General features: G+C 51.0%; 12 protein-coding genes. 2 read left to right on the top strand and 10 right to left on the bottom strand.

The window, feature by feature from the left end; all coding sequences use genetic code 11:
* Positions 1 to 389: 389 nt before the first annotated feature.
* From DBZ16_RS02105 to DBZ16_RS02085, 5 genes are all read right to left on the bottom strand, one after another.
* Entirely contained in the window at positions 390 to 725 is a 336-nt protein-coding gene (locus DBZ16_RS02105) for a hypothetical protein (protein ID WP_107812758.1), read from the bottom strand.
* Between the two features lie 111 nt (positions 726 to 836).
* Positions 837 to 1,322: a 5-(carboxyamino)imidazole ribonucleotide mutase gene (gene purE / locus DBZ16_RS02100; protein WP_003778018.1), complete on the bottom strand. Its 486-nt coding sequence runs from the start codon at positions 1,320 to 1,322 to the stop codon at positions 837 to 839.
* Between the two features lie 77 nt (positions 1,323 to 1,399).
* The gene (locus DBZ16_RS02095) at positions 1,400 to 2,140 is read right to left on the bottom strand and encodes a tetratricopeptide repeat protein (protein ID WP_107812757.1); all 741 of its coding nucleotides are present in this window, start codon (positions 2,138 to 2,140) and stop codon (positions 1,400 to 1,402) included.
* 1 nt (position 2,141) lies between these two features.
* A complete protein-coding gene (locus DBZ16_RS02090) occupies positions 2,142 to 2,810 on the bottom strand; it encodes a class I SAM-dependent methyltransferase (protein ID WP_107812756.1) in 669 nt (222 codons plus the stop codon).
* Between the two features lie 12 nt (positions 2,811 to 2,822).
* Positions 2,823 to 3,008 (bottom strand): DUF3460 family protein, encoded by a 186-nt coding sequence (locus DBZ16_RS02085; protein WP_107812755.1) that lies wholly within the window; start codon positions 3,006 to 3,008, stop codon positions 2,823 to 2,825.
* A gap of 403 nt (positions 3,009 to 3,411) precedes the next feature.
* Here DBZ16_RS02085 and DBZ16_RS02070 point away from each other — a divergent pair, with 403 nt between their 5' ends.
* Entirely contained in the window at positions 3,412 to 4,782 is a 1,371-nt protein-coding gene (locus tag DBZ16_RS02070) for a polynucleotide adenylyltransferase PcnB (RefSeq protein WP_107812754.1), read from the top strand.
* Positions 4,783 to 5,030: 248 nt separating this feature from the next.
* Here DBZ16_RS02070 and DBZ16_RS14700 read toward each other — a convergent pair whose 3' ends face one another.
* The 3 genes from DBZ16_RS14700 to DBZ16_RS02060 all read right to left on the bottom strand — a co-directional run bounded on the left by DBZ16_RS14700 (position 5,031) and on the right by DBZ16_RS02060 (position 7,198).
* On the bottom strand, positions 5,031 to 5,303 hold the full coding sequence (locus DBZ16_RS14700) for a hypothetical protein (protein ID WP_159070281.1): 273 nt from the start codon (positions 5,301 to 5,303) through the stop codon (positions 5,031 to 5,033).
* A gap of 22 nt (positions 5,304 to 5,325) precedes the next feature.
* Entirely contained in the window at positions 5,326 to 6,042 is a 717-nt protein-coding gene (locus DBZ16_RS02065; RefSeq protein ID WP_107812753.1) for an S-methyl-5'-thioinosine phosphorylase, read from the bottom strand.
* Positions 6,043 to 6,127: 85 nt separating this feature from the next.
* Positions 6,128 to 7,198, bottom strand: a complete 1,071-nt coding sequence (locus tag DBZ16_RS02060) for an AI-2E family transporter (protein WP_107812752.1) — start codon at positions 7,196 to 7,198, stop codon at positions 6,128 to 6,130.
* 204 nt (positions 7,199 to 7,402) lie between these two features.
* On the opposite strand from DBZ16_RS02060, the gene purM reads away from it, so the two are divergent.
* A complete protein-coding gene (gene purM / locus DBZ16_RS02055; protein WP_107812751.1) occupies positions 7,403 to 8,437 on the top strand; it encodes a phosphoribosylformylglycinamidine cyclo-ligase in 1,035 nt (344 codons plus the stop codon).
* Positions 8,438 to 8,641: 204 nt separating this feature from the next.
* On the opposite strand, the gene DBZ16_RS02050 is transcribed toward purM, so the two are convergent.
* Entirely contained in the window at positions 8,642 to 9,952 is a 1,311-nt protein-coding gene (locus tag DBZ16_RS02050; protein ID WP_107812750.1) for a DUF2130 domain-containing protein, read from the bottom strand.
* A gap of 234 nt (positions 9,953 to 10,186) precedes the next feature.
* Positions 10,187 to 11,956, bottom strand: a complete 1,770-nt coding sequence (locus DBZ16_RS02040) for an ABC transporter ATP-binding protein/permease (protein WP_107812749.1) — start codon at positions 11,954 to 11,956, stop codon at positions 10,187 to 10,189.
* Positions 11,957 to 12,163 lie beyond the last annotated feature (207 nt).

The following is a 12,163-nucleotide window of genomic DNA, read 5'->3' as shown; positions in this document are numbered from 1 at the left end:
AGAATAGAATAGAAATATTGTTTATTATCAAAAATAATTTAATAATCATGGGGTTGTCGTTTATTTCACCTTGTAAACCAGATAAATTATAGACATCCCCATCAGTTATATAGTCTATGATGTAAAATTCATCAGTATTAAGGAGAAATGAAAACGAAATAAGTAGCAATAAAATGAGGTAATTAATTGGTTTTATAAATTTTATACTGAAAATACGGTTTGCCATCATGCTCCCATTCGTTTTATTTTTTCTGTGTATTTTTTATAACGTATTCCTGCCTGAAAGGAAGGCAATAGATAATAGATATTGTAAACTAAAAAATCAGTCTATCATAAAAGCTTCAAACATAATCGGCTTCTAAAAGATGTGCTGATTTAAGTGCTGACCTTTATTGAAGTTTCATCAGTCGGTCTTGTTCGACTGACAATACGCCGTTTACTTTTTGGAAATAGGCAATGGCATCTTGAATATTGGTGTTGGCGGCTGGACGGATGGCAATGCCGTGCAGGTTTTTGTATTCGTAAACCAAGCTCGCACCGGAGTCTTTCACTGCCTTCATCAATGAACCTGAGCCGATGCCTTCATCGTAGAAAATAATCAGGTTGCCCGTTGTGGCTTGTGCTTGTCGGGTGGGGACTGCTTCAGTCGCTTGGGGCGGTTTGCTTGGGCTTTGACAGGCGCAGAGTAGGGCGGAGAGTAGAAAGAATGCAAAAGTTTTGTTCATTGTCGTTCAGAGGATTGTGTGATGAAACAGGGTCGTCTGAAAATGGGGTAAACAAAAATCTTTGATTTCGTTTACCCCATTTTCAGACGACCTTTCAGATGAACTCGATGGTTATGCCTCAGGCAGCTCCATGTCTAAAACGGTTTGTTCCTGCTTGGCGCGGAAATCGGCAAGTTTTTGCGCCAGCTCGGGGTTTTCGTTGGCAAGCAATGAGATGGCGAACAGGGCGGCGTTGGCGGCTCCTGCCTCGCCGATGGCGAAAGTGGCGACAGGAACGCCTTTGGGCATTTGTACAATGGAGAGCAGGGAGTCTTCGCCGCGCAGGTATTTGCTGGGCACGGGAACGCCCAATACGGGGACGGTGGTCTTGGCGGCAACCATGCCGGGCAGGTGTGCCGCGCCGCCTGCGCCCGCGATGATGGCTTTGATGCCACGTTCGCGGGCGGTTTCGGCGTATTCGAACATTAAATCGGGGGTGCGGTGTGCGGACACGACGCGGGCTTCGTATTCGACGCCGAACTCTTTGAGAAACTGCGCTGCCTGCTGCATGACGGGCCAGTCGCTGTTGCTGCCCATGATGATGCCGATTTTGGCCATATTTACTCCTGGTGTATAAAACGTTATTCAATGAATGATTTCAGACGACCTTTGAATATGGGAGGTCGTCTGAAAAGTTATCGTTGCTTGATGCTGACGGCGGCGCGTTTGGCGGCGGCGCTGCCGGGGTAGCTCTGTATCAGTTTGCGCCATGTGTTGCGGGCGATGTCTTTCTGTTGCAGCTTGTATTGGCATTGCCCGATGCTGAAGAGCGCGTCGGGGGCTTGCGGGCTGTTGCGGAAACGGTTGGCGAAGCGTCCGCCGATTTCGATGACGGATTCGCAATTGCCCATGCGCTGTTGGCTTTGCAGCAACAGATACATATTGCGTCGGGCGCTTTCGCTGCCGTTGCCGCCGTCTGCTCCTTTTAAGACTGCGGCCGCTGCGGCGTAATTGTTGCGCTGATAGTATTTGAGGGCTTGGTTGTAGAGACGGGTTTCGTTTTGGTCGGCGGAGTCGGCTTCTGAAGGTGCGGTGCCGCCGTTTGCCAGATAGGTGCTTTTGAGTTTTTGGTCGTCCAAACGTTGGGCGGGCACTTTCCTATTGGTGTGACGCGGGGTTTTGTTTTGTTTTTCAAGTTGTTGCAGGCGCTGGTTGGTGTTTTCCATCTCGCGCTCCAAACGTTCGACCTGCATACCCAAGCGTTCGATTTGAGTCATCGTGTTCAAATCGGGATAGGGAATGGCGGAGGATTCGGCTGCGGCGGTGGGAATATCGGGCAGCATGAAGGTGTCGCCGGATTTGGGTTTGGGGGCGGTAGAGGCGCAGGCGTTGAGCAGGAGGATGCCGGCAAACAGGATGGGAAGGGTTTTGTTCATTTTATTTTTTAAGCAGCAAAGTCAGACCGTCGCCGACGGGCAGGGTAATGGGTACGATGCGGGAATCGTCGGGCAGGTTGCGGTTGAAGGACTGGAGTATGTTTAGGCTGGGCGGGGCATCGTGTTCTGCTTTACCCATAACGCGCCCGTTCAGCAGGACATTGTCGATGGCGATAACGCCGCCGCTGCGAACCAGTTGCAGGCAGCGTTCGAAATATTGCGGTGTGGGCGGTTTGTCGGCATCGATCAGGGCGAGGTCGTAACTTTCTGCTTCTCCTTGCGCTATCAGGTCGTCCAAAGTCAAAAGGGCGGGTTGCAGGTGTAGCGAAATTTTGTGTCCTACCCCTGCCGCTTGCCAAGTTTCACGGGCGATATCGGTAAAGGTAACGTTGATGTCGCAGGCGGTAATTTTGCCGTGTTCGGGCAGGGCTAGGGCGACTGCAGTACTGCTGTAACCGGTAAATACGCCGATTTCCAGATATTTTTCGGCTTTGAGCAGGCGCGCGAGCCAAGTCAGCAAGGCTGCCTGTTCGCGGGCAATCGCCATTTTCCCTAAACGGTGGGATTGCGTGCGCGAACGCAGGGCGGTCAGGGCGGGATGCTCTTTTTCGCCGATGCTGTTGAGGTAGTCTTGCAGCGCCGGATTGATATTGTGTGTCTGGGTGGTCATGCCGTTTGGCCGTCAGTCTTGGTAGTAGGTATAAGGTTTTTTGGCGACTTTGGCGGCTTCGAATTCTTTTTGTTCTTGAGGATTCAGCTCGACATCCCACAACAAATGACGGTTTTCAAGGCGTTGTGTTTCCAGCTGCGGATTGTCTTTGATGAGTTTGTCTAGGAATTGGGTGGCTTCGGATTTGTAGTGATACATGGTACGGCTCCGTGCGGGTTTGCGTCAGCCTTTTATTATAACTGATAACGCCGTTACGGTTTTTAGATATTTGACTATATAGTGGATTAACTAAATCAGGACAAGGCGACGAAGCTGCAGACAGTACAGATAGTACGGAACCGATTCACTTGGTGCTTCAGCACCTTAGAGAATCGTTCTCTTTGAGCTAAGGCGAGGCAACGCCGTACTGGTTTAAAGTTAATCCACTATATTTTCAGGGCTTATGGTGTTTCGGGTATAATGCCGCCTTATTTTTTAATGCGATACGGCAGGTCGTCTGAAGCCTTTGCATAATATTTTGCCCGTATTTCCGGCAGAATATTGCGCAAAGGCTTTGCCGCCGGTTTCAGACGACCTCTTTTTATTTTGGAAAGAGTAGTTTATGTTGAAAAAATGGTTGCATAAAGTTTTGCCCGGAAAGCAGCCGAAGCAAGTGCCTGTGGCGAAGGAAATCCTTCCTTTCGACAAACACCACATCAGCGCGGATATGCTGAGTTTCGCGGCGGAAAAGGTTGTCCGCCGTCTGCATGACGAAGGTTTTCAGGCTTATGTTGTCGGCGGGGCGGTTCGCGATCTGTTGCTGGGTGTCGAGCCTAAAGATTTCGATATCGCCACCGATGCGACGCCGGAGCAGGTTCATAAGATTTTCCGCAGAAGCCGCATCATCGGCAGACGTTTTCAAATCGTCCACGTCATGGTCGGTCCCGAAACCATAGAGGTGACGACCTTCAGGGGCGGCGGCAAGGTGCAACAGAACGCGCACGGCAGGATTATGAAGGACAACACTTACGGCAGCATGGAAGAAGATGCTATGCGCCGTGATTTTACCTGCAACGCGCTTTATTACGACCCGATTAAAGAAGAAATCGTCGATTTTCACCACGGCGTCGGCGATATTGCCGACCGCAAGCTGGTGATGATAGGCAATGCGGCAGAACGTTATCAGGAAGACCCTGTCCGCATCCTTCGTGCCGTGCGGTTGTCGGGCAAACTTGGGTTTGAAGTGGAAGAAAACACCGCCGCGCCGATTCCGGAGCAGGCAGGTCGTCTGAAACACGAACCCGTAGCGCGTCTGTTTGACGAAATCATGAAGCTGCTGTTTTCCGGTTATGCCAGAGAATGTCTGAAACGATTGAATACTCTCGGCGTTTCAGACGACGTCCATCCGCTTCTGACTGCGCTCAAATCGGCTGCAAAACCTGAAAACCGCATTATCTCGCTGGCTTTGAAAAATACGGACGAGCGTTTGCGCGCGGACAAATCCGTGTCGGTGGGCTTTGTTCTCGCCGCCGTATTGTGGCCGGTTTTGAACCGACATTGGCAGGACAACATCAAACGCGGTCAAAAGCCCGCCCATGCTTTGTCCGAAGCCATGAACACCATGCGCGAGACGGTGGAAAAAGGTTGGGGCGTGCCGCAGCGATTTGCCGCGACCATGCGGGAAATTTGGCAACTTCAGCCGCAATTCGACTTCACACGCGGCGCACGTCCGCACAAAATGCTGGCACAAGCGCGTTTCCGTGCAGCTTATGATTTTCTTGTGTTGCGCGGAGAGGTCGGCGAAGTGGAGCGGGATTTGGTTGAATGGTGGACGAAGTTCCAACATACGGATGCGGAAGCCCGCGCAGAAATGACGCTTGCCACACAACAGCGCCGGCAACACGGGCAAGGCGATGGTGCGGATGGCAAACCGAATCGCAAACGCCGTCGCACGCGTAAGAAAAAAACGGCGGCGGATAAGCCGGAATCATGAATCGGCGGATAATAAGCGGTTCTGTCTTATTGGTTTGTTATTTGCTGAAGGACTGAAGTGTTGGTTTGAATGCCAAATTGTTTCTGCCGTATCTATCTTAATGATAAGGTCGTCTGAAAATTTTCAGACGACCTTTTTGCATGGTTTGAAGTATAAAGGGAGAAGCCTCAACATAGTGTGTGTACATTCTGTACACACACTATGTCAGGATTGGAGACGGCTTATTACTCATAGGATATGTATTCAAATTATCTACTTTGAGTCAGTAAAATAGTTTGGCAACTTTCCATTGAAATATACACACAGACGTCATTTAAAGTAGAAACATCCATCCAACTCGTATTGACTATTTCTTCATAAAAATGAATCAAATAGCATGGCAAATCCTTGCAAAGAATATTCTCATGAAATTCAATATGGCATTTGTAAACATCAATATTTAATTCTTTGGCAAAATCTTCAGCATCTCTAATAGCTTGAAAAAGGATTGATGAATGTTTTTGAGAAATTTCAAAAATCATACTTTTTTCATTCCCTCAGCTTTTACAAACCCGCAAGCAGGCGGCGGATTTTGCCGATGGCAAGCTCAGTTTCCAAGTCGCAGCCTGTATCTGTCGCTTCGCCGCTGAGGCAGCGGATGTTGGTGATGCCGCAAAAGTGGGCGTATTTTATGCCCAGTTCGCGGGCGAGGACGGCTTCGGGCATTCCGGTCATGCCCAATACGTCCACACCGTCGCGGCGGTAACGTCGGATTTCGGCGCGGGTCGGCCAGCGCGGGCCTTGCAGGCAGCCGTAAACGGCTTGGGTGTATAAAGGCATTTGGTGCTGTTGCGCGTGTTCGACGATTTTTTCGCGCAGTCCGGCGGTGTAGGGGTCGAGAAAATCAGTGTGTACGACCGGTTCTTCCTGTCCTTCAAAAAAGGTGTCTTTACGACCGTAGGTGTAGTCGATCAAATCGTCGGGCAGGACGAGCGCGCCGTTTTCAAAGCGGTCGTTGATGCTGATGACGGAGGAAACGGCGACGATGTATTCCACACCTATGGAATGCAACGCCCAGATGTTGGCGCGGTAGTTGATTTCATGCGGCGCGACGGTATGGCCGAAGCCGTGCCGCGCGAGGAAGATGATGTCCTGACTGCCCAGTTTGCCGCTTAAGACAGGGCTGCTGGTCAGTCCGTAGGGGGTGCGGACGATTTTACGGTCGGTGATGCTCAGTTCATGCAGCTTGGTCAGGCTGCTGCCGCCGATGATGGCTAACATGTTTTCTGTTCCTTTATGTGTTTACAAGGAGAAACAAAGGTCGTCTGAAAACCCATATCCGATTTCAGACGACCTTTTTGTCCTTTTACTTGTGTTTGTAAAAACGGCTGTGGAAATAAGCGTTCACACCTTCGCGCAACAGGACTAAGGTTACGGCGGCAAGCGGCAGACCGGCGAGCATGCCGACGAAGCCCATGAGTTGTCCGAAAGCCATCAATGAGAAAATCACCCAGAAAGGCGACAGACCGATGCGGTCGCCGACGATTTTTGGGGTAACGATAAAGCTCTCGAGGAATTGTCCGATAGCGAACACTACCCACACCATAATCAGACCGTTCCATGTGCTAAATTGCAGCAAAGCGGCGACGGTTGCCAGCAAAAGTCCGGTAAATGCGCCCAAATACGGGATAAACACCAAAATACCGGCAATCATACCGATGGCGAAACCGGAATCCAGTCCGACCAGCATCAGCCCGACCCCGTACACAAGCCCCATAATCAGCATTACCATCAACTGTCCGCGCAGGAACTCGCCCAAAACTTCATCCATATTGCTGGTGATGCGCGTATAAGTGTCGATAAAGCGGCGCGGAACTAAGGCACTGATTCCGTAAGACCAGCGTTTCCAGTCCAAAAGGAAATAATACAGCAAGAGCGGCAGCAGTATCAGATTACTCATGCCACTGATGACGTTGCCGCTTTGGCGCATCAGCATCGGCATCCAAGCCTTGAGCGTGTTGCTCAATTCGCCCGTATGGGATTGCAACCATGCAATGACCGACTCCTGATCAATTTGCATATAATCGCCTGCGGCATTGTTCAGCCAAGGCAATAGTTTGTTTTGCGTAAAATCGACGATTTGGGGAATGCGGCTGACCATATTGTTGAACTGGTTGATCAGCATAGGCACGATGATCAGCATCAGCGACAGCAGCAACAGCAGCGCCAATACCATCACGATCATGGAAGCAGGAGCGCGTTTGATCCGTTTTTTCTGCAACCATTCCACCAGCGGATTCAATACATAAGCCAAGACGGCCGCCACAATAAACGGCGTCAGGATGTCGCCCAGCGCGTACAGCAGCCAGACAAAAGCCGCAATCACGCAGCCCATAATGATCCACGGCTTCATGCCGCGCGTTTTTTTCTGATACATAAAACCTTTCCATGTGTGTTTCAGCGGGAGCCGCCGCGATGATTTTCAGACGACCCCTAGCCGTCCAGTATAACAGAATAAATGAGGTCGTCTGAAACCTCAGATTGTTTACAAAATCACCGAAAAATCCAAGCCCGCGCCTGCAAAATAAGGTAAAATACGCTCCATCGTTTTTCCGTCCCAATCACGATAAGGAACCCATTCATGAGCACTCCACTGAGCTACCGCGACGCAGGCGTGGACATTGACGCCGGCGATCAACTGGTCGAAAACATCAAACCTTTTGCCAAACGCACCATGCGTCCCGAAGTGTTGGGTGATTTGGGCGGCTTCGGCGCATTGGTCGAAATCAGCAAAAAATACAAAAATCCTGTCCTCGTCAGCGGCACAGACGGCGTAGGCACCAAGCTCAAACTCGCCTTCGATTGGGACAAACACGACACCGTCGGCATCGACCTCGTCGCCATGAGCGTCAATGATATTTTGGTTCAAGGCGCGGAACCTTTGTTCTTCCTCGACTATTTCGCCTGCGGCAAACTCGACGTCGCCCGCGCTACCGACGTGATTAAAGGCATCGCCCAAGGTTGCGAAGAATCCGGCTGCGCCCTTATCGGAGGTGAAACCGCCGAAATGCCCGGCATGTATCCCGAAGGCGAATACGACTTGGCGGGCTTTGCCGTCGGCGTGGTCGAAAAAGAAAGCGTCATCAACGGCCGCAGCATCAAAGCGGGCGACATCGTGTTGGGTCTGGCTTCCAACGGCGCGCATTCCAACGGCTACTCCCTCGTCCGCAAAATCATCGCCCGCGACAATCCCGATTTGGATGCCGAATTCGACAACGGCAAAACACTGCGCGAAACCATCATCGCCCCGACCCGCCTGTATGTGAAACCCATCCTCGCCGCTTTGGAAAAATTCACCATTAAAGGCATGGCGCACATCACCGGCGGCGGCATCACCGAAAACGTGCCGCGCATCCTGCCTGAAAACACCGTCGCCCAAATCGACGCCAAAGCATGGGAATTGCCCAAGCTGTTCCAATGGCTGCAACAGGCAGGCAATGTGGAAACGCAAGAAATGTACCGTACCTTCAACTGCGGCATCGGCATGGTGGTCGTGATTGCCGAAGAAGATGCCGATGCGGTACAGGCATTCTTAACCGAACAAGGCGAAACGGTTTACCGCTTGGGCAAAATCCGCGAACGCAATGGCGACGAGCATCAAACACAAGTGGCTTAAATCGAAAGCCTGAATCTAAATAAAAGGTCGTCTGAAACAGCCAAACCATCTGTTTCAGACGACCTTTTTGTATGTTTGGACAAATGGATTTGCTTACGGATTGATGGAAAACGAAACACCTGTCCGCCGTCATTCCTGTTTACGCGGGCGTATTTACGCGGGCGTGACGGCTGGCGGGTGTCTATGTCCATTCATGATGCAAGTCTAATCCTCTTTTTTCTCCAACGCGGCAAAGGCAGCCTTCATGGTCGGATTTTTGCGTACTAATTTTTTGACGGTCAAATCGGTTGCTTTGTTGTTGGCGAGGCGCAGGTTGTTTTCCGAAGAGAGCAGGGCTTCTTTGGTTTTTTGCAGGTGGCTGATGGTTTTGTCGATTTCGTCGATGGCGGTTTGGAACTTGCGGCTGGCGAGTTCGTAATTGCGGGCGAAGTCGGTTTTGAACTTGTCCAAGTCTTCTTCAAAGTGCGTGATGTCGATGTTTTGCGCGCGCATTTGTGCCAATTCTTGTTTGTATTTCAATGAATTGAGCGCGGCGTTGCGCAGCAGGGAAACGATGGGGATGAAGAACTGCGGGCGTACGACATACATTTTCGGGTAGGCGTAGGATACATCGACGATGCCGTTGTTGTAGAGGTCGCTGTCAGCTTCCAAGAGTGAGACGAGGACGGCGTATTCACAGTTTTTCTCTCTGCGGTCTTTGTCCAACTCTTTGAAAAAGTGTTCATTTTTCTTTTTGGTGGCGGTTTCGTCGTTTTCGTTTTTCATCTCAAACATGATGGAGATGATTTCGTTGCCTTCTTCGTCGGTTTCGCGGTAGATGTAGTCGCCTTTGCTGCCGGTTTTGGCGTCGTTGTCCTTGCCGAAGACAGCTTGTGGAAAGGCGGTGGTGCGGATGCGGTTGAATTCGGTTTCGCAGTGCTGCTCGAGGCTTTCGCCTATCATTTTGGTGGACTGTCTGGCTTTGAAGTCTTTGTAGAAGGCGATGGTTTCGTCTTTTTGTTTGAGTTCGGCTTCGTATTTTTCGCGCAGGCTTTGTTTTTCCAACTGGTTTTCTTTGGATTGCAGCATGAGCTGCGTGTTCAAATTGCCCAATTCGCGCTCTTTTTCGGCAACGGCTTTGGTGATTTCCAGCTCTTTTTCCATGTTTTTCGCCGTTTCCAGCGATTTTGCCTGCGCTTTCAGTTCGGCAATCAATTTGTCCTGCTCGGCGATTTGCGCTTTCAGACGACCTTCGATTTCGGCGGCGGCGAGTTTGCTGTCTTTTTCGTAAGCGTTGATTTGGTTGGACAGGGTGGCGATTTCGTGGTTTTTGTCGGCTAAGATTTTGTCGAACTGATTTTGCGCCTGCGCTTGGGCAAGCTGTATGTCGCTTTGAAACTGCATCTGCGCCTGTTGCAGGCGTTCGTGTATTTCGGTTTGAAATTCTTGGGTGCGGACTTGGTTCAGGATGTCGGCGTAACTGGCTTCGTTGACGGTAAACGCGGTATGGCAGTGCGGGCATTTGATTTCGTGCATGGCGGGTTCCCTCGTATTTGAAGCGTGTCATTTTAGCAGAAAGGTCGTCTGAAAAAGTTTTAGCGAAACTCGCTGCGCTCGTTTTGGCGAAACCCTTACGGGTTTTCAGACGACCTCGTCGCTTTATAGTGGATTAAATTTAAATCAGGACAAGGTGACGAAGCCGCAGACAGTACAGATAGTACGGCAAGGCGAGGCAACGCCGTACTGGTCTAAAGTTAATCCACTATACATTCAATCGCAAGCTGCGTTGCCGACATCGAGGCGGAAATCGTGAAACTCGTTGAGCGTGCTGCGGTGGCCGATGCTGATGATGATGCTCTGCGGCAGTTTTTGTTTCAGGGCGCGGTAGAGCAGGGCTTCAGTCGGTTCGTCCAAGGCGGCGGTGGCTTCGTCGAGTAGGATGACTTTGGGCTGCGAGAGCAGGGCGCGGACAAAGGCAACGCGTTGCAGTTCGCCGGGGGAGAGCTTGTGTTGCCAGTCGTCGGTTTTGTCTAATTTATCAATCAGATAACCTAAGCGGCAGGTATTCATGGCTTCGGCTAGCTCAGGATGCTGTTTGTCGATGTCGGGGTAACAAATCGCGTCGCGCAGGCTGCCTTGCGCTGTGTACGGGCGTTGCGGCAGGAAGAGGATGTCTTGATGCGGCGGACGGCTGACTTTGCCGCTGCTGCCGAACGGCCAAAGCCCTGCCAGCGCGCGCAGCAGCGAGGTTTTGCCGCAACCGCTCGGACCACGTATCAGCAGGGAATCGCCGCTTTTGAGGTTGACGTTGATGCCGCTCAACAGGATTTCGCCGTTGTGGCGGAACAGGGCGACGTTTTCCAGCGAGAGGTCGTCTGAAACTTCGGTAATGTCAGGCTGCTGCGCGCTATGTTGTTCTTCCGTACTCAGCAAGAATCCGTACAGACGCTCCAGTCGGGCGCGGTAGGCGGTGAATTTGTTGTAGAACATCCGAAAGAAGGAGAGGGCGTTTTGCAGTCGGGAGAAGGCTTGGACGGTCTGCTGGATGTCGCCGATTTTGATTTGTCCGGCAAACAGGCGCGGGGCTTGCAAAATAATGGGGAAGAGCTTGATTCCGTTGGTAAACATATCGTTAAAGCCGCTTAAGCAGACGCTTTGGCGGGCGATACGCCAGCGGTTGCGGATGATGGCTTTGAAGCGGTTGGCAAGCTGGTCGTGTTCGTGTTGTTCGCCGCTGTAAAACGCCACGCTTTCGGCGTGGTCGCGCACGCGGATGAGGGAATAACGGTAGTCGCCGTTGAGTTTTTCGTTTTCATAGTTGTAACGAATCAACGGGTTGCCTATCCACATGGCGATAAAGGTCGCCAAAATCACAAACATATAGACAAACCAAACGATGCCGTGCGGAATGTCGAAACCGAACACGGTCAGGATGCCCGCCAAGCCCCACAAAACAACGGCAAATTCCAGCGAGGTAACGACCGAATTGACCATGCCGCGCACAAATTCTATGGTTGAGGCGATGAAATCCTGCGCGTCTTGTTGGATACGCTGGTCGATGTTGTCCGGCGCATGGCGGCGCATTTGCAGGCGGTAGTAGTTTTTGTCGGCAAGCCAGCGCGTCGTCAGCACTTCATTAAGCCGCTCCGACCATTTAATCGCCAAGCCTTGGTCGAGAAAGTCGTTGACGACGTTGTTAAACGCCCGCACCAACACCACGCCCGCGTTCATCGCTGCAAACATCCAAAACGCGGAGGCGTTCAAATCCTGCATCGAGTCGTAAAGCCCTTTGGACATAAAGGTACTCAATACATTCAGCCGCACTTCGGTCAGCAGCAGCGCAATCATCGCCGTAATCAGCAGCAATACTTTGACCGCGCTTTTTGGCGTCAGGCACAGCCGCAGGATATAGGCAAACTCACGCCCGAAGCGCGTTTCGCGTGCCAAAAACAGAATCACCGCCGAGGCGGCGGCGACCATCAACAAGGTCTGTAACAGCCAAGACGGCGTGGAATAAAGCTCGGTTTGCCATTTTTGCATATGCGTTGTCTCTTGAGGCAGGCAGCGGGTAGGGGTCGTCTGAAACCCTGATTCTCCGCTTAATAAAATAATTTACAATTACTATGGATAAAGTTTTGATTGATGTTGTATTTTTGTTTTTACAAATAGTTATCATCACTTTTTATAGAAAAGCAGAATGTTATCAAATATAATTCCTCAGCAAAATTACTTTGTGATTTTTAACGC

The organism is Neisseria sicca, assembly GCF_003044565.1.
GTDB classification, from domain to species: domain Bacteria; phylum Pseudomonadota; class Gammaproteobacteria; order Burkholderiales; family Neisseriaceae; genus Neisseria; species Neisseria sicca_A.
The sequence above is the reverse complement of the archived record's forward strand: the minus strand, read 5'-3'. Positions and strand labels throughout refer to the sequence as shown.